The 22256-nt window shown below is 59.5% G+C and carries 22 protein-coding genes and 1 pseudogene; 7 read left to right on the top strand and 16 right to left on the bottom strand.

What is annotated here, in order from left to right; translation table 11 throughout:
* Nucleotides 1-28 precede the first annotated feature (28 nt).
* Nucleotides 29-982 carry a patatin gene (locus Tel_05880; GenBank protein ALP52716.1) on the bottom strand — a complete coding sequence of 318 codons (954 nt, stop codon included), beginning with the start codon at nucleotides 980-982 and terminating at the stop codon, nucleotides 29-31.
* A 187-nt stretch (nucleotides 983-1169) separates the two neighbouring features.
* On the opposite strand from Tel_05880, the gene Tel_05875 reads away from it, so the two are divergent.
* The gene (locus Tel_05875) at nucleotides 1170-2321 is read left to right on the top strand and encodes a hypothetical protein (protein ALP54752.1); all 1152 of its coding nucleotides are present in this window, start codon (nucleotides 1170-1172) and stop codon (nucleotides 2319-2321) included.
* A gap of 415 nt (nucleotides 2322-2736) precedes the next feature.
* Here Tel_05875 and Tel_05870 read toward each other — a convergent pair whose 3' ends face one another.
* Entirely contained in the window at nucleotides 2737-4107 is a 1371-nt protein-coding gene (locus tag Tel_05870; GenBank protein ALP52715.1) for an LOG family protein, read from the bottom strand.
* A 173-nt stretch (nucleotides 4108-4280) separates the two neighbouring features.
* The gene (locus Tel_05865; GenBank protein ID ALP52714.1) at nucleotides 4281-4976 is read right to left on the bottom strand and encodes a 2', 3'-cyclic nucleotide 2'-phosphodiesterase; all 696 of its coding nucleotides are present in this window, start codon (nucleotides 4974-4976) and stop codon (nucleotides 4281-4283) included.
* A 175-nt stretch (nucleotides 4977-5151) separates the two neighbouring features.
* Between Tel_05865 and Tel_05860 the strand changes: the two genes are divergently transcribed.
* The gene (locus tag Tel_05860) at nucleotides 5152-6807 is read left to right on the top strand and encodes a hypothetical protein (protein ALP52713.1); all 1656 of its coding nucleotides are present in this window, start codon (nucleotides 5152-5154) and stop codon (nucleotides 6805-6807) included.
* A 57-nt stretch (nucleotides 6808-6864) separates the two neighbouring features.
* A complete protein-coding gene (locus Tel_05855; GenBank protein ALP54751.1) occupies nucleotides 6865-7503 on the top strand; it encodes a carbonic anhydrase in 639 nt (212 codons plus the stop codon).
* A gap of 6 nt (nucleotides 7504-7509) precedes the next feature.
* Here the strand turns inward: Tel_05855 and Tel_05850 are convergent, their stop codons facing one another.
* The gene (locus Tel_05850) at nucleotides 7510-8616 is read right to left on the bottom strand and encodes a radical SAM protein (protein ID ALP52712.1); all 1107 of its coding nucleotides are present in this window, start codon (nucleotides 8614-8616) and stop codon (nucleotides 7510-7512) included.
* 132 nt (nucleotides 8617-8748) lie between these two features.
* Between Tel_05850 and Tel_05845 the strand changes: the two genes are divergently transcribed.
* Together Tel_05845 and Tel_05840 are read left to right on the top strand one after the other, a co-directional pair.
* Nucleotides 8749-9534 carry an extradiol dioxygenase gene (locus Tel_05845; protein ALP52711.1) on the top strand — a complete coding sequence of 262 codons (786 nt, stop codon included), beginning with the start codon at nucleotides 8749-8751 and terminating at the stop codon, nucleotides 9532-9534.
* Complete coding sequence (locus tag Tel_05840; GenBank protein ID ALP52710.1) at nucleotides 9521-10102, top strand: hypothetical protein; 582 nt, start codon at nucleotides 9521-9523, stop codon at nucleotides 10100-10102. Before Tel_05845 ends, Tel_05840 begins: the two co-directional genes overlap by 14 nt.
* 122 nt (nucleotides 10103-10224) lie before the next feature.
* On the opposite strand, the gene Tel_05835 is transcribed toward Tel_05840, so the two are convergent.
* Nucleotides 10225-11145: a hypothetical protein gene (locus Tel_05835; GenBank protein ID ALP52709.1), complete on the bottom strand. Its 921-nt coding sequence runs from the start codon at nucleotides 11143-11145 to the stop codon at nucleotides 10225-10227.
* 115 nt (nucleotides 11146-11260) lie between these two features.
* Here Tel_05835 and Tel_05830 point away from each other — a divergent pair, with 115 nt between their 5' ends.
* Nucleotides 11261-12595, top strand: coding sequence for a hypothetical protein (locus Tel_05830; protein ALP52708.1), 1335 nt, complete (start codon nucleotides 11261-11263; stop codon nucleotides 12593-12595).
* Nucleotides 12592-12885, top strand: coding sequence for a hypothetical protein (locus Tel_05825; protein ID ALP52707.1), 294 nt, complete (start codon nucleotides 12592-12594; stop codon nucleotides 12883-12885). The genes Tel_05830 and Tel_05825 overlap by 4 nt, the downstream gene beginning before the upstream one ends.
* 124 nt (nucleotides 12886-13009) lie before the next feature.
* On the opposite strand, the gene Tel_05820 is transcribed toward Tel_05825, so the two are convergent.
* The 11 genes and pseudogenes from Tel_05820 to Tel_05770 form a co-directional block, all read right to left on the bottom strand.
* Nucleotides 13010-13393, bottom strand: a complete 384-nt coding sequence (locus Tel_05820; GenBank protein ALP52706.1) for a hypothetical protein — start codon at nucleotides 13391-13393, stop codon at nucleotides 13010-13012.
* A 24-nt stretch (nucleotides 13394-13417) separates the two neighbouring features.
* Complete coding sequence (locus Tel_05815; GenBank protein ID ALP52705.1) at nucleotides 13418-13600, bottom strand: hypothetical protein; 183 nt, start codon at nucleotides 13598-13600, stop codon at nucleotides 13418-13420.
* A 26-nt stretch (nucleotides 13601-13626) separates the two neighbouring features.
* Nucleotides 13627-14103 carry a chemotaxis protein CheW gene (locus Tel_05810; GenBank protein ALP52704.1) on the bottom strand — a complete coding sequence of 159 codons (477 nt, stop codon included), beginning with the start codon at nucleotides 14101-14103 and terminating at the stop codon, nucleotides 13627-13629.
* A 19-nt stretch (nucleotides 14104-14122) separates the two neighbouring features.
* The gene (locus Tel_05805; protein ID ALP52703.1) at nucleotides 14123-14887 is read right to left on the bottom strand and encodes a hypothetical protein; all 765 of its coding nucleotides are present in this window, start codon (nucleotides 14885-14887) and stop codon (nucleotides 14123-14125) included.
* A complete protein-coding gene (locus tag Tel_05800) occupies nucleotides 14884-15669 on the bottom strand; it encodes a cobalamin biosynthesis protein CobQ (GenBank protein ALP52702.1) in 786 nt (261 codons plus the stop codon). The genes Tel_05805 and Tel_05800 overlap by 4 nt, the downstream gene beginning before the upstream one ends.
* A 212-nt stretch (nucleotides 15670-15881) precedes the next feature.
* Nucleotides 15882-16721 (bottom strand): annotated as a pseudogene (locus tag Tel_05795) (hypothetical protein).
* A gap of 381 nt (nucleotides 16722-17102) precedes the next feature.
* Entirely contained in the window at nucleotides 17103-17843 is a 741-nt protein-coding gene (gene motC / locus Tel_05790; protein ALP52701.1) for a flagellar motor protein, read from the bottom strand.
* A 9-nt stretch (nucleotides 17844-17852) separates the two neighbouring features.
* A complete protein-coding gene (locus Tel_05785) occupies nucleotides 17853-18899 on the bottom strand; it encodes a chemotaxis response regulator protein-glutamate methylesterase (protein ALP52700.1) in 1047 nt (348 codons plus the stop codon).
* Between the two features lie 9 nt (nucleotides 18900-18908).
* Nucleotides 18909-21026, bottom strand: coding sequence for a chemotaxis protein CheA (locus Tel_05780; GenBank protein ALP52699.1), 2118 nt, complete (start codon nucleotides 21024-21026; stop codon nucleotides 18909-18911).
* 35 nt (nucleotides 21027-21061) lie between these two features.
* A complete protein-coding gene (locus Tel_05775) occupies nucleotides 21062-21823 on the bottom strand; it encodes a hypothetical protein (GenBank protein ID ALP52698.1) in 762 nt (253 codons plus the stop codon).
* A gap of 31 nt (nucleotides 21824-21854) precedes the next feature.
* Complete coding sequence (locus Tel_05770) at nucleotides 21855-22250, bottom strand: histidine kinase (protein ID ALP52697.1); 396 nt, start codon at nucleotides 22248-22250, stop codon at nucleotides 21855-21857.
* Between the last annotated feature and the right edge of the window lie 6 nt (nucleotides 22251-22256).

The raw sequence follows: 22256 nt of genomic DNA, 5'->3' as shown, positions 1-22256 counted from the left end.
TAAACGGTGAGAAATGCGGGCCAGGCGCCTACACGGATGACACCACATCCTGTATCTCGGGCAACATCGTTTCGATCATCGCCTCGCCCGCCTCGATGGCCTCTTTGGCACGATGAAACTCCAGCAAACTGATATGCATCAATCGGGGCGTAATCAGGATGTCGGGCGGGTCGGAGGCAATGCGAAAGCGGGTAATACGATCCTGGGTGATATTGATCGAGCCGGCAATGGCATCGAACAGGTCCGGGGCCTCCTCACGCCCATCCTTATGATTGGTGAATAGACTCATCGAGTATTCACGCACTGTACGGGTCAGGGTGTCTATCCAACCCTCGTCCGCGGGAATTTCGGTCTCCGTACGTTCCACCTTCTCGACCTTGGGCGCCATTTTCTTAAAATGTTTACCGGCAATATCGCCGTTGAGATTGACCGCGATGACCACATCGGCCCCCAGGGAACGGCAGGTGGAGATGGGCACCGGATTGACCAGGCCACCATCCACCAGCCAGCGATTCTTGTGACGGATGGCCGGAAACAGTCCGGGCAGAGAGATGGACGCCCACACCGCTTCGATCAAGGCACCCCTGGAAAACCACACTTCGGTGCCGCTGGCCAAGTCGGTGGCCACCACCGCAAACGCCTTGTCGAGGGACTCGATCTGGGTGTCGTCCCGGCACACGTGTTGGTTCAAAAACTTGTGGAACTTGTCCTTATTGACGAAGCCGCTGAAACTCGTTGAGATTTCGAAGAACCGGGCCACGTCGAGACGGTCCAGGGAGCACACCCAGCGCTCCAGCTTATCCAGATGATCGGTGACATAGGCCGCGCCCACCAGGGCGCCGATAGAACAGCCGGTGACTACATCCGGCTCGATGCCGTGCCTGGCCAAGGCCTTGATGACACCGATGTGGGCCCAGCCGCGCGACGAGCCGCTGCCCAGCGCCAGTCCGATACGGGGTTTGGTTTCCAGGGCGCTGCCCATCTACGACGTACCTCATATTCAATTACGGTTGGGCCCTTGCCAGCCTAGACCCCGTTATAATTGTCATCATGAAGCATAGCCATGGCCCAGCACAAGCATCCCGCCAGATCGGGCCGATGATATAGGCTGATTTATTGTGTTTTATACGCCCCACCTCATGGACTAAACTTTACCCGTGGAGTCAGTAATCGGTCACGCCTTACAAGTCACCCTGATCGACTCGCTCGAACAGATCGAGCGGCGCGACTGGAATCGGCTCGTGCGCGACAACAATCCCTTTCTGAGGCACGAATTCCTGTCCGCCCTGGAGCGCCATCATTGCGTTGGCCAGGACAGCGGCTGGCAGCCGCAACATATCGTCGTCCATGACGAACGCTGCCGCCTGGTGGGCGCCTCACCGTTGTATGCAAAGGTTCACTCCCACGGTGAATTTGTGTTTGACTGGTCCTGGGCCGAGGCCTATCAACGCAGCCGGCTGGCCTATTACCCCAAGCTGGTCTCGGCCATTCCCTATACGCCGATGAGCGGTGAGCGACTGCTGATCGCGCCCGAGGCCGATGCCGCGCAGGTGGCCGGCACACTCATTACGGCGATCACCGAATTGGCCGAGGAAATGGGCTATTCATCGGCGCACTGGCTGTTTCCCAGCGAGGCGCAAAAGGACATCATGGCGCGGCAGGGACTGATTATCCGCCAGGGTTGTCAGTATCACTGGCACAATCAGGGCTATGAGAGTTTTGATCACTACCTGAGTCATTTCGCTTCACGCAAACGAAAAAACGTGTTGAAGGAGCGACGCCAGGTGCAAAACGCCGGGATCAGTTTTCGTCTGCTGCATGGCGATGAAATCAGCCCGGAAGAGTGGTCCCTCTTCCATCGATTCTACCGCGAGATCTACGATCGCAAATGGGGCTTTGCCACTCTGAGCCTGGACTTCTTTCAGGAAATCGGCCGCGCTCTGCCGCGTCAGGTGGTCTTGGTACTGGCCTATCGCGGTGATACCTGCATCGCCGCCGCCCTCAATCTGCGCAGCGATCACACCCTTTACGGGCGTCACTGGGGCTGTGACGAAGCGCTACCGGGCCTGCATTTCGAAACCTGCTATTACCAGGGCCTGGAATACTGCCTCAAGCACGGCCTGACGCGCTTTGAGCCGGGCGCCCAAGGGGAACATAAGATCGCACGTGGCTTTCTACCGACACGCACGTGGTCGGCGCACTGGATCAGCCATCCGGAATTTCGCCAAGCCATCGCGCGCTATACCGCCGCCGAGGCCGCGGAGATGGACAAATTGATGCAGCGGCTCGAAACTCATTCCCCCTTTCGTCATCCCAACTGAAACCGGACACGCGGGATGTTGCTCCGCCCCTGGTTTACCTCCAATACCGCACCATTTTCGCCTGGCGTATGCTCCAAAACGCAGCATACGCCCCTGAACACCCTTCCGGCGCGGTGCAGAAATCATTGTTTTTGCAGGCGGATAGCGACTTGGCACGGACATTGTTACGCCAATCACGCAGGTCTCATTAACACTTTTATCACACGGGGGTTAACAATGAACTATTCCGTAAATTATGCCGGCTTTATCGATCTTGCCAGTCAGGCCCCGACCATAGAGTCGCTAGGCAACGAAGCACAGGAAACACAAAACTGTAAACCAGCGCCGGCCATAGCGCTATCTCAGGGCGATGATCCCGACACAGTCATCGAGGTGACGCTAGCCAAGCCCATTCAGGCAAGCCGGGGTTGTCAGTCTATTTGATCACCTTGTAGCAGGGGGTGTAGCCTCTGCCCGGCAATTTCATGCGCTGCTGTTCCACGAAACTGGCAAGCAGCACGTCCAGCGGTTCCATGATGCCGTGGTCACCGCGGATCTCGAAGAGACCCTTTTCTTCGATGGCGCGGATGCCTTCGTCCTTGACGTTACCCGCCACCACGCCGGAAAAGGCGCGGCGCAGATTGGCGGCCAGCAGGTGGGCATCCTGGTCCTTGTGCAACTCCAGCGCCGCCATGTTTTCATGGGTGGGTTCGAAGGGCTTCTGGAACGCCTGGTCGATGGTCAGCAGCCAGTTGAAATAGTAGGCATCGCCCTTTTCGCGGCGAAACTGGCGCACCGCCTGTATGCCGTTCTCGATCTCCCGCGCCACTCGGGCGGGGTCGTCGATGATGATTTGATACAGCTTCTGCGCCTTGGGCCCCAACGTCTGGGCGATGAATCTATCGATGCCGTTAAAATACGTCTGCGCCGAGGCAGGGCCGGTAAAAATCAGCGGAAAGGGAATCTCCTCATTGTCGGGGTGCAACAGGATACCCAGTATGTAGAGGATCTCCTCGGCCGTGCCGGCACCGCCCGGAAACACCACCACGCCGTGGGCGGTGCGCACGAAGGCCTCCAGCCGCTTCTCGATGTCGGGCATGATCACCAACTCGTTGACAATGGGATTGGGTGATTCGGCGGCGATGATGCCCGGCTCGGAAATACCGAGATAACGGCCGTTATTAATGCGCTGCTTGGCGTGGCCGATGGTGGCGCCCTTCATGGGGCCCTTCATGGAACCCGGACCGCAGCCGGTGCAGATATTCAAAGTGCGCAGCCCCAGTTCATGCCCGACTTCCTTGGTATATTCATATTCGCTGCGCTCGATGGAATGGCCGCCCCAACAGACCACCATATTGGTATTCGAGTTGGGCTGCAGCACATTGGCATTACGCAGGATATGGAACACGGCATTGCTAATGCCTTCGCTGTCGTTGAGATCGAAGCGGCCGGTACCATGGATTTCGTCATTCACGTAGACCACGTCGCGCAGCACGGCGAACAGGTGTTCGCTGATGCCCTTGATCATCTTACCGTCAACGAAGGCGGTGGCCGGTGCGTTTTGCACTTCCAGCTTGATACCGCGTTCCTGTTGCACCACCCAGATATCAAAATCCTTATAGCGTTGCAGCAGCTCACGGCCGTCATCCAGATGACCGCCGCAGTTCAACACCGCCAGCGAACAGTTGCGGAAGATGTGATACAGGCCGCCCTGACTGGTATCGCGCAGCTTGGCGACCTCCAGCTGGGACAGTACATCCAGATGTCCTTCGGGGGTGATACGTGCATCGACGACGTCGTACTTCATGCTTGTTCCTTTCGCTTGCGCCCGCCTCTCCATGTGCGACGGGGCCTATCCCTATATCGACCTAATTATTAGAAAAGCTTAATCCCCAACCCCGATTATCGGCCGTAAATAAAAGCCCCCTGGGCTCAATACCCAGGGGGCCCTGCAGGTTGGGAATTCAGCCGGAGCGGTATCTATAAATGCAGTCCGCACTCGGACTTGGATGAGTCCACCCAGCGGCCGCAGCGGTCGTCGCCGGCCCGGGTGCAATGGGTACAGCCCACCGAAGAATAGCCCTGCGCCACCAGCGGATGGAAGGGCAGCTTATGATCGCGAATATAGGCATCACGCTGCTCCTTGGTGACATCCAGCAGGGGGTAGAATTTAATAATGCCGCCGCGATATTCGAATATATCCAGTGAGGCGCGGTGCTCGGTCTGCCAGCGCATCAGGCCGGAGACCCAGACATTGTAATCCTTTTTGATCTCCTGCAAGGGCTCGACCTTGTTGATGGAACAACAAAAATCGGGGTCGGTTTTCCAGGTCTGGTCCTTGAGGGTATACTCGTGCTTCCAAGGCTCGGGATGCACGTCCACCACGTTCAGGTGATACAGCTCGGTGAGCTTCTTTTTGTAGGCCAGGGTTTCGGGAAAGTGATAGCCGGTGTCGATGAAATGGATCACCTGATCCGGCGCCGTGGTGGCAAACAGATGCAGCAAGAAGGCCGAGTTGGTGGCAAACGAGGAAGTCAGCATAACCTCACCGGCGTCGAAATCACGATACAGCTGCTTGACCCGCTGTTCCGGTGTGAGGCCATGGTAGCGGGCGTTGAGATCATGCAGCTGCTCCTCAAGCGAGCGGCTGGGGGTCTGGACTGCGGTTGTCGTCATATAAAAGGATTCCGGATTATGCTTAATTTGAAATCGAGGGATCGCCTCTTCAATTCGATATAAGATTACCCTATATAGTTTCGAATATTATATATTTATTTTAAATATAATATAGTCGGCCGCTATAACCATTCACAATGCGGCACAATTAAGCCACATACTTACAAGACCTGAGATGGATTTCAGTATCGGCAGCAGCCTGCTCGGGGGCATCGGCCTCTTTTTATTGGGCATGTATCTGATGACCCACGGCCTGCGGCTCGCCGCCGGTCAGGCCCTGCAGAGCATTCTGGAAAGCGCTACCCGTACCACCCTGCGCGGCATTCTGGCAGGCTTTAGCATCACCGCCTTGGTGCAATCCTCAGGTGCCGTGACCATGGCCACACTGGGCTTCGTCAACGCCGGGCTGATGTCGCTGCGCCAAGCGATCACGGTGATTTACGGCAGCAATATCGGCACCACCATGACCGCCTGGCTAGTGGCCCTGATCGGCTTTCATATCGATATCAAGGGCTTTGCCCTGCCCGCCATCGGCCTGGGCATGGGGCTGTGGCTGTTCCGCAACGACAGCCGCGCCGGCGCCGTGGGCCAGGCCTTGGCGGGCTTCGGCGTATTTTTTCTCGGCATCGAGGTCCTCAAAGGGGGGTTCGAGGGCCTGGGCGGCTCGCTCCAGTTTGCCACACTGCAACCCGACGGGCTGGGGCTGTTACTGCTGGTGGTCAGCGGCTTTGTGATGACCGTGCTGATGCAGTCTTCCAGCGCCGCCATGGCCATCATTCTCACCGCCGCAGGCGGCGGCGTGATCCCCCTGCCCGCCGCCGCGGCCATGACCATCGGCGCCAATGTGGGTTCGACCAGCACCGCCCTGCTGGCGGTGATCGGTGCTACCGCCAACGCCAAACGGGTGGCGGCCGCCCATGTGGCCTTCAATCTGATCACCGGCGCCGTGGCCCTGCTGATCCTGCCCTGGATGCTGGCCGCGGTACAGGGCTTGCAGAATATGCTGGGCTACATCGCCGAAGTGCCGGCGGTATTGGCCCTGTTCCACAGCTTCTTCAATATCCTGGGCGTCGCGCTGCTGTGGCCCATGACCGACCGCCTGGTGGCCTTTCTCGAACCGCGCTTCCGCTCCACCGAAGAGGACGAGGCCCGCCCCCATCATCTGGACCGCACCCTGCTGGGCACCCCCGTGCTGGCCTTCCGCGCCCTGGGTCTGGAACTGCAGCGTATCGCCGAGATTGGCCGTCGCGTCGCCAAGGGCGCCATCAGCGCTGAGCTCGGGCCCGGCGGTCAACTGCGTAGTGACCGCCAAATTCTGGACCGGCTGGTGACCAGCACGGGAGAGTACTGCACCTCGCTACAAAAGACCGACCTGCCCTCGGAACTGGCCGAGGCCCTTCCCAATGCCATCCGTGTAGGGCGTTATTACAGCACCGTCGCCCATCTGGCCGAACACATTGCCGCCGCCCAGGCCCAGCGTCACGAGCTGCACGACACAGCTCTCGACGAGGCGATCAACCACTTCAAGGGCGGCGCGGTGCACTTGACCCTGGCAGCCGACGTCAGCCGCGAGCAGTACCACAGCGAGACCTGCGCCCAGCTGCTGGCACAGCTGCAGAGCGAATACCAGGCGCTCAAGGCGCAACTGCTGCGCGCCGGCACCGAGGCACGCGTTAGCGCGCGCGAAATGGTCAGTCAATTGGAGCTCATGAGCGAGATCCGCCGCCTCGCGGAACAGATCGAAAAAGGCGCCCGCTACCTGGCCAATTTTCAGGCCCGCACCCCGGCCGAACAATTGGAAGAAAAGGAAGCACTGAGCCATTCGGACTAGCCCGATTTCGGGCAACACTGGTATGCTCAGGCCGCCCCTTAACGTAGTATGAAGATCATGACCGACCTCAACGACTTATTTGAAAATAACAAGGCCTGGACCGAGGCCATCAACGCCGAGGACCCGACCTTTTTCAAGAAGCTGTCGGCGCAGCAGGCACCGGAATACCTGTGGATCGGCTGCGCCGACAGCCGTGTGCCGGCCAATGAAATCGTCGGCCTGCTGCCGGGCGAATTGTTCGTACATCGCAACGTCGCCAATGCGGTCATTCATACCGATCTGAATTGCCTGTCGGTGATCCAATATGCCGTTGACGTCCTCAAGGTCAAGCACATCATCGTCTGCGGTCATTACGGCTGCGGCGGGGTACAGGCGGCCATGCAAACCCAGTCTTTCGGCATTGTCGACTACTGGCTGCGCCACCTCAAGGACCTGTATCAGAAGCACCATCAAGCCCTGAAGCAGATTGCCGACCGGGAACAACGCTGGGACCGCATGTGCGAGCTGAACGTGGTGGAACAGGTGTTCAATGTCTGCCACACCAACATCGTCCAGAGCGCCTGGGGGCGGGGCCAGGAACTCTCTATACACGGCTGGATCTACAGCATCAAGGACGGTCTGCTGCGTGACTTGGGCGTGACCTTCGAAAGCACAGACGGCATCTCCAAGCTGTACCAGATGACCGATGCGAGCTAGTCCGCATCACGCGAGCGCTGCGTAATCCTTTAACCTAATCGGCATACGCTTAGCGCCCCACGCCCCCGGCGGACCATGGAATACCCCGCTGCATCGCGCACCGCAGAATTCACACTGACCATCCTCGCTCAAATGCCAATCCGATAACACGTACCAGTCGCGACCGATCAGCATCTTGCCGCACTGATGGCAATAGGTGCTCTCGCCGGCCTTGTCGTGCACATTGCCGGTATAGGCGTAACGCACACCGGCGGCCAGGGCGATATTGCGCGCGCGCACCAGGGTGGCCATGGGGGTGGCGGGCACGTCCATCATCTTCCAGTCGGGATGGAAGCCGGAAAAGTGCATGGGCACGTCCGGACCCAGGTTTTCCACCACCCACTCGGTCATGCGCTTAAGCTCATCGTCCGAGTCGTTGCTGCCCGGGATAATGAGCGTGGTCGTTTCCAACCAGCAATCGGTCTCGTGCTTGATATACATCAGGGTATCGAGGATGTGCTGCAAGTGACCACCGCAGACCTTATAGTAGAACTCATCGGTGAAGGCCTTCAGGTCCACATTGGCAGCATCCATGTGCTCAAAGAACAGCTTGCGCGGCTGCGGCGTGATGTAGCCCGCCGTGACGGCAACGGACTTGATCCCGCGCTCATGACAGGCCTTGGCCACATCCACGGCGTATTCGAGGAAAATCACCGGATCATTATAGGTGTAGGCGACACTGGCACAGCCCAGTTCCTTGGCCGCCTGGGCGATCGCCGCGGGCGGCGCCTCATCGGCCAACACATCCATCTCGCGGGCCTTGCTCATGTCCCAGTTCTGACAGAACTTGCAGGCCAGATTGCAGCCGGCTGTGCCAAAGGACAGCACCGGGGTGCCCGGCAGAAAATGGTTTAGCGGCTTTTTCTCAATGGGATCAATACAGTAGCCACTGGAACGGCCATAGGTGGTAAGCACGATCTGGTCGCCCTGGTTGGCGCGCACAAAACACAAGCCCTGCTGCCCCTCGTGTAACTTGCAAAAACGGGGACAGACATCGCACTGTATGCGGCCATCCTCGAGCCTGTGCCAAAATGTGGTAGGAACCACTGTTTGCATCTGCATCGCGTCACTCATACTGGAATTTAATAGTGTTAACAGCGCCAGATTGCAAGCCCGCGATTGGTGTGCGCCTGGAATCACGACAGACCGACGTTATACTTGTTGTGTTGCGGACAGCGTCCATTCACAGATTCAGGAAGGTGTCGTATGAGCAAGGTCAGACCCGCCGCCGTTGCCGGTATGTTCTATCCCGATGACGCGGCCACACTGAAACACATGGTGCGCCAATTTCTGGATCAGGCCACCTCCAGCGGCGCCGCGCCCAAGGCCATCATCGCCCCGCACGCGGGCTACATCTATTCCGGCTGCGTGGCCGCCAGCGCCTACCACCTGTTGGAGGGCCAGCGCGACACGATCAAACGCGTCGTGCTGCTCGGACCCTCACACCGGGTGCCGCTGCTGGGTCTGGCCGCCAGCAGCGCCGAGAGCTTTGCCACTCCGCTGGGGAACGTGCCGCTGGATCGGACCATGATTGCACGGCTGAGCCAATTGCCCCAGGTCAACATCTTGGACGAAGCGCACATAATGGAACACAGCTTGGAAGTGCAACTGCCGTTTCTGCAATCCATTTTGGCTGACTTCAAACTGGTCCCCTTAGTGGTTGGCGATGCCAGCGCCGATGAAGTCTGCGAAGTACTGGAACAGGCCGGACTGGACCGGACGACCCTGATCGTCATCAGTTCCGACCTGAGCCATTACCACGACTATGCCACCGCACAACAGATGGACCAGCACACCTCCGACGCCATCAAACACCTGGCGCCCGACACGCTCGGCTATGAAGACGCCTGCGGCCGCATCCCCGTCAGCGGCATGCTGACGCTGGCGCGCAAGCTGGGATTGAAGGCGGAGATCGTCGATCTGCGTAACTCCGGCGATACCGCCGGGCCGAGAGATCAGGTGGTGGGATACGGTGCCTATGTCTTCAGATGAGGCCGCAGCGGCTGCCGTCACTGCGGCAGAACAGGACACCCTGTTGGACGTGGCGCGACAGAGTATCGCCCACACGCTGAACCACGGCGAACAGATCCGGCTCGAGATACAGGATTATCCGGATCGGCTAAGGCAACAGCGCGCCGCTTTCGTCACCCTGCACCTGGACCATGAGCTGCGCGGCTGCATCGGTAATTTGGAGGCCTACCAGCCTGTGGTGCTGGACGTGGCCCGCAACGCCTACGCAGCCGCCTTTAGCGATCCACGTTTCCTGCCCGTGACAATGGCGGAGTTCGAACGCATCGATATTCATATCGCCATTCTCAATCCCGCAGAGGAGATGCAGTTTGACTCGCAAACCGATTTGATCACCCAGCTGCGTCCGGGTATCGACGGCCTGATTATTCAACAAGATGGCCACAGGGGCACCTTCCTGCCCAGTGTCTGGGAACAGTTGCCCGAGCCGGAACAGTTTTTTGCCCATCTCAAATTAAAGGCGGGGCTGTCCCCCAAGCACTGGTCGCCTTCGCTGCGGGTATGGCGCTACATCACCACCTCGTTCCCATAGCTTTGGGTCAGTTTGATACTCAAAAATAAAAATTGGCACTCGGATGGGCACCGACATCGGCGGTATTGTCAAAATTGACGATATTCTCGGTCAGGGCAGCGGACAAAACGATGCAGTGATGGCTAGTTGGAAACGGCGGCGGGCACACAGCCACTCACCGACTCGCGCGCACACAGCGTTCCGTCGATCCAGACCGCCTTGTCCAGCCTGGCGCCCTCGAGGCTGACACCGGCCAGTTGTGCGCCTTGCAGGTCGGCATAGGAGAGATCGGCACCGCGCAAATCGGCGCCACGTAAATCGGCACCGCGCAATGTCGCCCCGGTCATGATGACCTGGGCCATGTCGGTCATGCGGAGATTGGCCAATGCCAGATTGGTATAGGCCAGATCGGCGCCTGTCAGCGTGGCTCGATAGAATGAGGCATTGGTAAGATTAGCGTTGCGAATATGCGCGCGGCTCAGATCGGCACCATCGAATGCGGCGGCCTGCAAATTACAATTACTCCAGTTGACCCCGGGCGCCGGATCGGCGGCGCAATCGATCGCCCCGTCCGTCTGACGTGGAGTGGAGATAAACAAAAGGCCCAGCACACCTGCGCACACCAGTAGCAAAACAATTGTCAAAAAAGTTTGCTGCCGCCTTTTCTTCTTTTCCGATTCCCCCTGACGCAATGCGGCGCGCCGTTCGCGGTGGATACGCATTTCCTCGCTTTCCACCCCGCGGCGTTCGCCCTTACGCTGGTCGACATAGTCGGGATCATCGGCCCGACGCCGATCGCCCACATCGCGCTCATCGGCACCGCGCCTGGCGGCCTCCAGATTCGACTGGTTCGCGGTTTCGCTCAAGTCGGCCCTCAACACCTCGGGCTGCAACTCGACCACGTTGCCGATCTCCCGCCATTCCTGACGATCAAGGCTGACGTAGTCGGATTTTTGCAGGCGCCCCAGCAACAGGAACTGGGAGATGACCGCCGTTGGAAACGGCCCGCGCACATCCCGGTTGCGGCGCACATACCACAGCAGGTGTTGTTTCTTCGAGGTCATGATGAATTCAGAAAAACTCCGTTAAGGCCGATTATCTATACATCCGAGTTACGGCTTGGCAATATATAAACCCCCTAAGAGTAAATCGGACAATCAGGGCTTCTCTTTATCCCCCATGGAAATCAACGGCCCACCGCCAACCACCATGACGCCCCGCCAGATTCGGGCGACCGTCAACGCCTGGCAGATCGGCCAGATCATGCACGCCCGGGTGGTCAGGCAGGCCACGCCCCAGGCCGTGCTGCTGCAAGTCGATAATCAGCAGTTGCTGGCAAAGACCCATGTACAACTTGCCGCCGGTCAACGGCTGGAATTGACCGTGACCCAGCTCGGTGACAAACCGGTGCTGCAGGCACGGCTGCTCGGCTCCGCGGCACCGACGAATCTCTCCACGGCCGCGCCGGGGCGCGCCGACAGCTCATCGGCACCCATGCAAACCGCCGTTAATGCCCTGTTAAAACAGGCGCTACCGCAACAGGCCGGCATGGCCGGCCTATTGGCCAATCTCAGTCAGCTCAATAGTCAGGCCGGCCGCCTAATGCCCCTGCCGCCGGCGGTGGAGGCCATTACCAAACAGCTTTATCGCCAATTGCCGACGGCGGATAAAATCGGCAATGCCCAGCAGCTTAAACAGAGCATTGCCAATTCAGGCATATTCCTGGAAAGCAGGCTTGCTAAAAACGCCGCGGACCCAGGCGGCATGCAGTTGAAGCAGGCATTACAACACACCGTGCAGACCGGCGGCGAGAAGCCGGCCCCGGGCGCATACTCCGCCACTGCCGGCGATCTGAAGGCCAATCTGTTACGCCTGCTGGGCGCGGTGCAACAAGCGCCGCGCGTCAGCGCGCCGCAGGCATCAGCATTCCAGTCCAGTGCCGCAGCGTCGCAGCCCCTCGCCACCCCGCCCCCCCTGCGCGGCCAGGCGCCGCAGGCGCAGGCGCGCGCCGCCGCGACGCTGCAGCAACTGGGCACGCTGCAACTGCTGTTGCAGGAGCTGGGCAGACAGACTGAGGCAGCGCTGGCCCGCACACAGTTGCACCAGGCCGCCTCCCTGCCGCCCGGCGAGCAAACACCGAACAGCTGGGCCTTCGAACTGCCGCTGCGCAACGGTCAACAGATCGATATCTTCGACATGGTCATCGAAGAAGACACGGCGCGCGAACAGGGTGAGGAAGACGGCAACCCTCCCTGGAGCGTCACCCTGGCCTTTAATCTTGACGGGCTGGGCCCGGTGTACGCCCGGCTGCGCCTGATCAAGGATAAAGTTTCCACCCTGTTCTGGGCCGAAAATGCCCACACCAGCCAGCTATTCAAGCAACACCTGGCCGACCTGTCACAGCGCTATCGCGCAGCGGGATTGGAGCCCGGCGAGCTGGGCTGTTTTCAAGGAACGCCACCGGGCGCCCGGGAACGGGCCGCGACGCAGATCGTATTGGATATCAAGGCATGAGCGAACAAGACCGAAAACCGCCCAAGGCAGTGGCATTGAAGTGGGACGGCAAGGCCGCCCCCACGGTCACCGCCAAAGGTCAGGGCGATCTGGCGGAGCAGATCCTGGCCATCGCCCGGGCCCACGACATTCCCATTCAGGAAGACAACGAAGTGCTGGTCACCGCCCTGGCGCAAATCGAGCTGGGGGATGAAATCCCGGAAAGCTTATACGTGGCGGTGGCGCAAGTCATCGCCTTTGCCTATCACCTGTCCGGCAGACACAGCGTGACAGAGGATGCGCAGGCCTGAAGAAAAGCCGCGCCACGGTCACCCCCGTGTCTCACCCCGCCTGCTGTGACGACCCAATGGCACGCCCTGCCTGGGCAGCCGCAGCTTGAATCGTCCCGCTACGGACGGTGGTGGAAAATGGGGGTTAATCCAGCGACTGCTCGCCGTGCAGGCGCATCAACAGTTCCGCCTCTTCGCGGCGCAGCCCGTGGCGCACCAGTTCGTCGACGGAGGCGCCGCTCTGGATCAGTTCGATAGCTTCGCTGTAGCTTTGGCTGGTCGGGTCCTGTTCATCGATTTGTTCCTGCCGGTCTGACAATTGGCCGATCTGTTCCTCGATGCGGGCGATATGACTGCCCTGCCCGGCGGCGCCGGCATACAAGGCCTTGAGTTCATCCATTAAATGATCGATGCGTTCCCGGTTCTCCGCCAGTCCCCGTTGCAGACGCGACTGCCGCTTTGCCAGCAGCACCACACATACCACCAGCACCAGACTCAGAACGGCGGCTATGTAAACGAGATTATCCATGGATACGGAGCTCCCCGGGATGCATTAGGCATATTCATCGATATGCGGCTTGCCATCATCCTTTTTATCATTATTACCTCCCTGTTGGCGCCGCTTTTGTTGTTTCCAACGGCGCTCGTCCTTTGCCTTGTCGTCGTCCTCCACCCGTCGTATCGGGCGCTGCGGCCAGACCGGGCCGATAGGATTCGAGTTGTCGATTTCAGCCATGGCGACCCTCCCTTGCGGCCTGGCGGTTACAGGCTGGCGAACTCCTTCCACTCTTCGTCTGTCAGGAGTTTGTCCAGGTCAACCAATATCAGCAGGCCTTCGTCCCGATTCGCCACCCCCTGAATATAACGCGAGCTCTCTTCGTTGCCCACATTGGGTGCGATCTCGATGTCGGATTGTTTTAGGTAGACCACCTCGGCGACGCTGTCCACCAGAATGCCCACGACCTGGTCTTCGGCCTCGATGATCACGATACGCGTGGCCTCGTCGGCCTCGTGCGGCGGCAGGCCGAAGCGACTGCGCGTGTCCATGACGGTGACGACATTGCCGCGCAGATTGATGATGCCCAGCACATAGCCTGGCGCCCCCGGCACCGGGGCGATTTCGGTCATGCGCAGGACTTCCTGTACCTGCATGACATTGATGCCATAGGTTTCTTCACCCAAGCGAAAAGTCACCCACTGTGTAATCGGATTATTTTCTGCCTGCTCGCTTGTGCTCATCGCTGTGCTCCTGGTCTAGCTAAATGTCGTCGGGTCGACTCGGGTGTCTAACATCCGATAAATCAACCGGTTCCCTGGTATCTTCATGTATGTCGTCCGATGGTGCGCCTTCCTTTAGCATGGCCGTCAGTTGCTCGACGTCGAGCAACGCGCTCATCTGCTCGATCACGGTACCGGCCAACCAGGGACGGCTGCCGGCGTCCTTGCGCCAGCGCACTTTATCCGCAGACAATTTCAACACCCGGCCCAGGTCGTCGCAGGCCAGGCCGATCTTGCCGTCGTCGATTAATAACAGATGCTGATAGCGGCGCGTGTCCGCCAGGGCTTGTCGTGCGTTGTGATTTTCGGGAATGACAAAGGCGGCGATATCGATCACCTTCACTTGCCGGCCGCGCTTGGACATCAGGCCGAGAAACCAATCGGCGTAACCGGGAATGGGCGTCAGGTGTCCCTCCCATTTCAGAATACCGGTCAGGCGCACCAGGGGTACGGCCAGCCTCAAGCCACCTGCCACTTTAAACAGCAAACACTCAAACGGCGCATCGCGGTCGACGGCTGGTGCTTGCCGCCGCCGCGGCTGAGGCGGCGGTTCAACCGCGTCGATTGCCACCGTCGCAGCGTCGGGCTCGGCCGCCACGGGCGCAACCAGCGGGGTCGGCGCGGCGGTTTCGACGGACGCAGCGTCGTCAGCGGGGGGCTCAAGCAGCAAGGCATCGATGTAGACCTTGAGCGCCTGCTCATGCTCGACCACGGTAACGAAATCCTGTTCGTCGTCCCGGCTCATATGACCGCCGCCTGCCGCTCGCCGGCATGAGTGCTCACCAGGGTATCCAGCAAGCGCGTATAGGCCGCCACGCCGCGTGCCTGGGGCGCCAACAACGGCAGGGGTACACCGATTCGACTGGCCTCGCGAAACTGGGTGTCCACCGGGATCACGGCATTCCACAATTCGGCGCTGTAGCGCGTCCTCAGCAGCCGCAGGGTGTCGCTAGAGGCGCGGGTGCGGCGATCGAACATGGTTGGCACGATGGTGTACGGCAGGCGCACGCTGCGTGAACGGGTGATCATGGAAAGCGTCTTCAGCATGCGCTCCAGCCCCTTGAGGGCGAGAAACTCGGTCTGCACCGGAATCACCAAATGATCGCAGGCCGCCATGGCGTTCACCATCAACACCCCGAGCATGGGCGGGCAGTCGATCAACGCATAGTCGTAGCGCCCGGCCAGCGTCTTCAGGGCGCGGCTTAGCACCAAGCCCATGCCGCTGCGCGCGCCCAGCTGACGATCCAGAGTGGCCAGCGCCATGGTCGCCGGCAGGAGGTGCAGATTCTCGAAGCGGGTCGGGCGGATGACGCTGATGGGATTGACAACCTGGTCCTGGAACAGGGTAAAAATGCTGCTTTCCAGCTCGTCCGGATTGAAACGGAAATACGAAGTCAGGGAGCCGTGCGGATCGATGTCCAACAGCAGCACGCGCCGGCCACGCTGGGTCAGCAGCCCGGCCAGGCTGACGGCGCTGGTGGTCTTGCCCACACCGCCCTTCTGATTGGCCACGGCCCAGACCCTCACGGCGCGTCCTCCTCGCGCGGCGGGTCCGTTTCCGCCTGATCCATAATGTCCATCAACCGCTGCTGTTCGGCGCGGTTGCCGGAGTTGGTATCACGCCCGCGCAAGGGCAACTCTTGCGGAAAGCCGGTCTCGGGCACCGGCGCGCTGGGCGTCATTAGCGGCAGTTCGATCAAGTCGGGGGGGTTATCCAAATCGATGTCCTGCGCCGGCCTGTCCTTGGCCTTGAGTTCCACCACCTTGTCCAGGTTGTACAATTTTTCCGCCGCCTCGGAGAGGATCACGATCACCACGCGGCGATTGCGGCGCCGCCCCTCGGCAGTAGTATTCAGGGCCACCGGTCGATATTCACCATAGCCGATGGCCGACATGCGGAACGGATCCACCCCTTCGTCGGAAAACACGTGCACGACGCTGGCGGCACGGCCGGCGGACAACTCCCAGTTGGAGGGGTAGGCGGGCGTGTCGATGGGCACGTCATCGGTAAAGCCTTCCACTTGCACGGCGTTGGGAAATCCCTTCAACGCCGCCGCCACCTTAGTCAAGGTGGGCACGGCCGCAGGCTGGATCAGGGCACTGCCGCTGTCGAACAGCACGGCGGTATTGATCTCCACCTCCAACCCCCGGCCGGTGCGTTTCACCGCGATCAGGTCCTGTTCGATCATGCGCCCCAGCGCCTTTTCCAGCTGTTTCTGGATCTTGTTCAAATTCTCCCGGTCGCGGCCATGGCCCTGTTCTCCGCCCTCTTCCATCTCCTTCGAGGAGACGTTCATAGGCGGGCTGTAGGGAATGGCCTTCAATTGCGGCTGGCTGTCCGGCATCACCTTGTCGGGCGCCTTCACCGGGGCGCCGATCTGGATCGGCTTGAGGCTTTGCGGCGCGTTGCGAAACGCGGCGATCAGGGAGTCCGATAGCACGCGATACTTGCCTTCGTTAACCGACGACAGGGCGTACATCACCACGAAAAAGGCGAACAACAGGGTAATGAAGTCGGCGTATGAGACCAACCAACGTTCGTGGTTTTCGTGCTCTTCGGGTTTTTTCTTGCGCGCCATATCAACTCAGTCAGCAACATGTCCCAATCCGCGAGTCAAAAAAGTGACTGCCAAGGAGATGGTGCAATTTCTGTGCCTCGTCGAACCGCCGGCGGCCCGGTGAGAAATGCGGGCCAAGGCCTGTGAACACTAATTTCAAAGCAGCGTTGCCGCCCCAGAACGGGCCAGGCAAGGCGCGAGAAGCGTAGTTTGGTGATTCCAAATGAGCGCCGAGCAACGCCGCATGGCCCGTTCTGGGGCGCAACCCGAAGGGACGGGGCCCATTTTCCTCGGGACGGCGTTGCATTTCGCTCATGTACAGTAAGTACACTGCCGCTCAATGCGCCTTGTCCCGAGAAAAATGGGCCGCCGGCGCTGCTTTGAAATTAGTGTTCACAGGCCTTAATGCAGATAGCCATCCAGCTTGGTTTCGATATTCCTGGGGTTTTCGCCTTCGGCGATGGAGATAACACCCTCAACCACCATTTCGCGGAATTGGGTCTGGTTGTGGATGATGCCTTTCAATTTAGTGGCGACGGGCAGAAAGATGAGATTGGCCAGACCGACACCGTAAATAGTGGCGACGAAGGCCACGGCGATGCCCGAGCCGAGCTTGCTGGGATCGGCCAGATTGTTCATCACGTGGATCAGGCCCATGACGGCGCCGATGATGCCGATGGTGGGGGAATAGCCGCCCAGCCCTTCGTAGACCTTGGCCGCCTGGGTGTCGAAGTGTTCCTTGACGCCGATTTCGACCTCCAGAATACTGCGAATGGTCTCCGGCTCGGAGCCGTCCACCAACAGTTGCAGCCCCTTTTGGGCAAAGCTGTCGGTCTCCGACTCCACCAACGACTCCAGCCCCAACAAGCCCTCTTTACGGGCGATGTTGCTCCAACTGACGATCTTTTCCACCGCTGCCTTCTGCTCCACCTTGGGGGGGAGAAAGATCCACATGAACATCTTCAAGGAACGCAGAAACACCGACAGGGGCGTCTGGACCATCACCGCGCCGACCGTACCGCCGGCGACGATCAAAAAGGCGACCCCCTGTACCAGGGAGTCGGTATGCCCACCCTCGAGAATGTTGCCGACAAGAATGGCGCCAAAGCCGAGCGCGAGGCCGATGAGTGTGAGGATATCCATATAAAGCCGTTACACCACTTCCATTAAGCTGGGGCCGATTGCATTCAACGCTAATACCTTATCGGCCAGCCCGGCCTCGACTACAGCCGCTGGCATGCCGTAGATCACACTGCTGCCCTTGTCCTGAGCCCAGACGCTGGCACCCCCGTGCTTCAGCATGCGCGCACCCTCGCGCCCATCGGCACCCATACCGGTGAGCACAATGGCCAATACATCCGCGCCGAACAGTTTCGAGGCCGAGCCGAAGGTAACGTCCACGCTGGGCTTGTAGGTCTGTCCCGGACGGCTTTCGACTATGCGGATCACGGCGCCGCCGTGGCGTTCCTCCAGCAGCAACTGCATCCCGCCCGGGGCCAGATAGGCGCAGCCGTTTTCCAAACGATCGCCGTCGCAGGCCTCTTTGATACGAATGGCCGACAACTTGTTGAGACGTTCGGCAAAGGCCGGCGTGAAACTGGCCGGCATGTGCTGCACCAGCAGGATAGGCAAAGGAAAAGAGGCCGGCAGACCGGTCAGCACTTGTTGCAAGGCCACCGGTCCGCCCGTCGACGTCCCGATGGCCACCAATCTGAACTTGCCGCGCCGCAGCCCGGGGGCCGGTTTTGGCGCCGGCGCGGCGAACTGGGGTTTGGCCGCGAGTAGCGGGCCCTTTTGCAAGCCCCGGGCACCGATCAAACGCACGCGCGCGCAGAGCTGACGTTTGGCCGACTCCCGGTCCTGCGAGATGTCTTCCATGCGCTTGGGCAGAAAATCAGTCGCACCGGCTTCAAGTGCGTCCAGCGTCGCCTTGGCGCCGTCGGTGGTCAGGGATGAAAACATGAGGATAGGCAGCGGATCGGACTGCATGATCTTGCGCACCGCGGTAATGCCGTCCATCACCGGCATCTCGATGTCCATGGTGACGACATCGGGTTTAAGCTTTTTTACAAGCTCGATGGCCTCCTTGCCATTGATCGCCGCACCGACGACTTCAATATGGTTATCGCCATTGAGTATTTCGGTCAGTCGCTTTCTGAAAAATGATGAGTCATCGACAACCAGGACCCGAACCGGCATGGTGTTCTCCTACAAACGGCTGGCATAGGCTTCCATGAGCCCTGGCATATCCAGTATTAGGGCGATTCCACCATTACCTGTGATTGTGGCACCGGAAATGCCTTTAGTGCCGTGCAACATGGCGCCCAGGGGTTTGATCACCACTTCTTCCTGGCCCACCAGCTGATCAACCACGCAACCGATCAATTGATTGCCCACCGCTGTGACGACAACGAAACCATCGCCCTCGGTCTCGACATTGGCGGCATGGCCCTTGATCAGCCAAGACCTGAGGCGCACCAGGGGCACGGCCTTTTCACGAATGATGACCACCTCTTTGCCGTCAACCGTGCTGCGCTTGGCCGAATCCATATCGAATATTTCACTGACATTGGCCAGCGGCAGGGCGAACACCTGCTCGCCGAGCACCACCATCAGGGTCGGCATGATCGCCAGGGTCAGCGGCAGCTTGATAATAATGCGGCTGCCCCGCCCCAGCGTGGAGTCGATCTCGATTGCGCCGTTGAGTTGCGCAATACGCGTTTTGACCACGTCCATACCGACACCGCGCCCGGAGATATCGGAGATCTCTGATTTGGTGGAAAAGCCCGGGGCGAAAATCAGGTTGTAGCAGGCCTTGTCATCCAGACGCGCGGCGGTGTCTTCATCGATCACACCTTTGCTCACCGCGATCTGGCGCAAGGTGTCCGGATCCATGCCCTTACCGTCGTCCTCGATCATGAGCAGGATGTGGTCACCCTCCTGCTGCGCCGACAACACGACGGTGCCGGTGCGGTCCTTGCCCGCTTGCTCGCGTTCGTCCGGCATTTCGATCCCATGGTCGACGGAGTTGCGCACCAGATGCACTAGCGGGTCGGCCAGGGCCTCCACCAGGTTCTTGTCCAAGTCGGTATCTTCACCGATGAGTTCAAGATTGACTTCTTTCTTGAGACTGCGGGCCAAGTCGCGCACCACGCGGGGGAAACGGCCGAATACCTTCTTGATCGGCTGCATGCGGGTCTTCATCACCGAACTTTGCAGATCGGCGGTGACCAGATCGAGATTGGCGATGGCCTTACTCACCTCACCGTCGGCGGCCATGTTGGTTTTCAGGGTCGCCATGCGATTGCGCACCAACACCAGCTCGCCGACCAGGTTCATAATGTCGTCCAGACGCTTGGTATCCACGCGCACACTGGTCTCGGCAACCGGCGCCGCCTCCTTGGCGGGCTTGGCGGGCGCGGCTTTGGCGGCGGTTTGCGGCGGCGCCTTCTCGGCCGGCGGCTGAGGCGCAGGCTGAGAGACCTGGCCCGCGTCAGGCTGTGTCTGCTTCTTGGATTCGAGCTCGTCCAGCAGGGCCTCGAACTCATCTTCGCCAATCTCGTCGGAATCGCCGCCGGCGACTGCGCCCTGCGGCGCCCCTGTGGAGACCGCCGCGTCGCTGGCGCTGGGGGCGGGCGTTGCCACTTCACCCGAACCCTGCAATTGATCCAGCAAGGCCTCGAATTCTTCCTCGGAAATCTCATCCGAGTCGGCCGCGCCGGCCACGTCATTGTCCGCAGCGGGAGCCGCTGTTTCAGTCTCGGCGGCGGGCTTGGGACTGCCCTGTAATTCGTCCAGCAGGGCTTCGAATTCGTCGTCGCTGATTTCTTCGTCGGAGGCGCCTGCTCGCGCTTCGTCGGCCGTGGGGGCGGCCTGAGCCGCCGGCGGCTCAGGAATCGATTCAGGGGCCTCGGCAGCCGGTGCAGCCGCGATCGTTTCACCCTTGAGGATGGCCTCCAAGGCCTGCAGGATTTCCGGCGCTGCTTCGGGCGGGTCCTCGCCGGAGCGGATGTAATCCATCATCTCATTGACGATGTCGGTGACCTTCAGAATGACATCCATCAACTGCGGGTTGACCTGACGCTCGCCCTGACGCAACAGGTTGAACACATCCTCGGCACGGTGACACACCTCCACCAAGGCATTCAGCCCAAGAAATCCGGCACCGCCCTTGACGGTGTGAAAGCCACGAAAAACGGCATTCAGCAAGTCGAGGTCGTCGGGACTGCGCTCCAATTCAACCAATTGTTCGCCCAACTGGTCGAGGATCTCGCCCGCTTCGACTAGAAAGTCCTGCAGAATTTCATCGTTTAGATCGATTGCCATCTAGCTCAATATCCTATCGTGCTTAGGGTCTGTCCTTAGAAACCGAGGCTGGACAGCAGGTCGTCAACGTCGTCCTGGCCATTGACCACGTCGGCTTGATCGACGCCCGGGACCGCCGGACCCACGGCTTCAATATCCGGCCCTTGTTTCTGTTTCTCCTGTTTCCCCTGTCCCTGTTCCTCTGTGTGCATCTTGTGACCGGTCATGCGGATCAGACTCACCAGCCCGTCTTCCACATCCTGCACCAGGGTAATGACGCGGCGAATGATCTGCCCGGTCAAATCCTGGAAGTCCTGCGCCATCATGATGTCCGACAGACCGGCGTTGATTGCGCTTCCTTTGTCGTCCAGCCACTTAAAAAATTCATCGATCTCCGCGCTCATGGCGCGGAACTCATCCACGTCCATGTCCCGTTTTCTGAAACGGACCCAATTGGTCTGCAGCCGCGTGGCCTTTTCCCTCAGCTCATCAAACTGCTTGAGGGAACCTTCCACTGCGGTTAGGGTTTTGTCGGCAGCGTCCTCGGTCATGGTGATGACGTGATTCAGGCGCTCTTTGGCATCCGGGATATCCTTTTGCGCCATGTCCGCCATCTTGGGATCCAACTGAAAACTCATCAGAGAATCATGCAAATCGCGTGTCAGCTTGCCAAGCTCCTGAAACAGTTCGCTCTCGCGCAAGGCGGAAATATCTTCCAGCACCTGTTCCGCTTCTTCAGCCCTTCCCTGTTCGATGCACTCAAGCAATTTCTTGGCGTACTCGAGACCTTGGTCACTGCATATTTGGTTTTGAATCATTATTTAAAGTCCCTTTACCCACGCCATGCTTTCAGCCCTGGCTCGCTTCGAGCCGTTCAAATATTTTGTCAATTTTTTCTTTCAGGGTAGCTGCGGTAAATGGCTTGACGATATACCCATTGACCCCGGCCTGGGCCGCGGCCACGATCTGTTCCTTTTTTGCCTCGGCGGTCACCATCAGCACGGGGAGACTCGCAAGCTTGGCGTCGGCGCGCACGGCCTTGAGCAGGTCGATACCTTGCATGCCGGGCATGTTCCAGTCAGTCACCAGAAAATCGAAATCGCCGTTTTGGAGTTTCGGCAACGCGGTGTTGCCGTCGTCGGCTTCGTCGGTATTATTGAAGCCCAGATCCCTGAGCAGATTCTTTATAATCCTACGCATCGTAGAGAAGTCATCTACAATCAGGATTTTCATGTTCTTGTCCAAGACTAG

Source organism: Candidatus Tenderia electrophaga (genome assembly GCA_001447805.1).
In the GTDB taxonomy this organism is placed as follows: Bacteria; Pseudomonadota; Gammaproteobacteria; order Tenderiales; family Tenderiaceae; genus Tenderia; species Tenderia electrophaga.
This window is presented reverse-complemented; position numbering and strand designations above follow the sequence as displayed.

Bases quoted from the DNA above. Each gene is read 5' to 3' on its own strand.
- Tel_05880 (ALP52716.1), bottom strand. From the start codon at position 982: ATGGGCAGCGCCCTGGAAACCAAACCCCGTATCGGACTGGCGCTGGGC.
- Tel_05870 (ALP52715.1), bottom strand. From the start codon at position 4,107: ATGAAGTACGACGTCGTCGATGCACGTATCACCCCCGAAGGACATCTG.
- Tel_05865 (ALP52714.1), bottom strand. From the start codon at position 4,976: ATGACGACAACCGCAGTCCAGACCCCCAGCCGCTCGCTTGAGGAGCAG.
- Tel_05860 (ALP52713.1), top strand. From the start codon at position 5,152: ATGGATTTCAGTATCGGCAGCAGCCTGCTCGGGGGCATCGGCCTCTTT.
- Tel_05855 (ALP54751.1), top strand. From the start codon at position 6,865: ATGACCGACCTCAACGACTTATTTGAAAATAACAAGGCCTGGACCGAG.
- Tel_05850 (ALP52712.1), bottom strand. From the start codon at position 8,616: ATGAGTGACGCGATGCAGATGCAAACAGTGGTTCCTACCACATTTTGG.
- Tel_05845 (ALP52711.1), top strand. From the start codon at position 8,749: ATGAGCAAGGTCAGACCCGCCGCCGTTGCCGGTATGTTCTATCCCGAT.
- Tel_05840 (ALP52710.1), top strand. From the start codon at position 9,521: ATGTCTTCAGATGAGGCCGCAGCGGCTGCCGTCACTGCGGCAGAACAG.
- Tel_05835 (ALP52709.1), bottom strand. From the start codon at position 11,145: ATGACCTCGAAGAAACAACACCTGCTGTGGTATGTGCGCCGCAACCGG.
- Tel_05830 (ALP52708.1), top strand. From the start codon at position 11,261: ATGGAAATCAACGGCCCACCGCCAACCACCATGACGCCCCGCCAGATT.
- Tel_05825 (ALP52707.1), top strand. From the start codon at position 12,592: ATGAGCGAACAAGACCGAAAACCGCCCAAGGCAGTGGCATTGAAGTGG.
- Tel_05820 (ALP52706.1), bottom strand. From the start codon at position 13,393: ATGGATAATCTCGTTTACATAGCCGCCGTTCTGAGTCTGGTGCTGGTG.
- Tel_05815 (ALP52705.1), bottom strand. From the start codon at position 13,600: ATGGCTGAAATCGACAACTCGAATCCTATCGGCCCGGTCTGGCCGCAG.
- Tel_05810 (ALP52704.1), bottom strand. From the start codon at position 14,103: ATGAGCACAAGCGAGCAGGCAGAAAATAATCCGATTACACAGTGGGTG.
- Tel_05805 (ALP52703.1), bottom strand. From the start codon at position 14,887: ATGAGCCGGGACGACGAACAGGATTTCGTTACCGTGGTCGAGCATGAG.
- motC (ALP52701.1), bottom strand. From the start codon at position 17,843: ATGGATATCCTCACACTCATCGGCCTCGCGCTCGGCTTTGGCGCCATT.
- Tel_05785 (ALP52700.1), bottom strand. From the start codon at position 18,899: ATGCCGGTTCGGGTCCTGGTTGTCGATGACTCATCATTTTTCAGAAAG.
- Tel_05780 (ALP52699.1), bottom strand. From the start codon at position 21,026: ATGGCAATCGATCTAAACGATGAAATTCTGCAGGACTTTCTAGTCGAA.
- Tel_05775 (ALP52698.1), bottom strand. From the start codon at position 21,823: ATGATTCAAAACCAAATATGCAGTGACCAAGGTCTCGAGTACGCCAAG.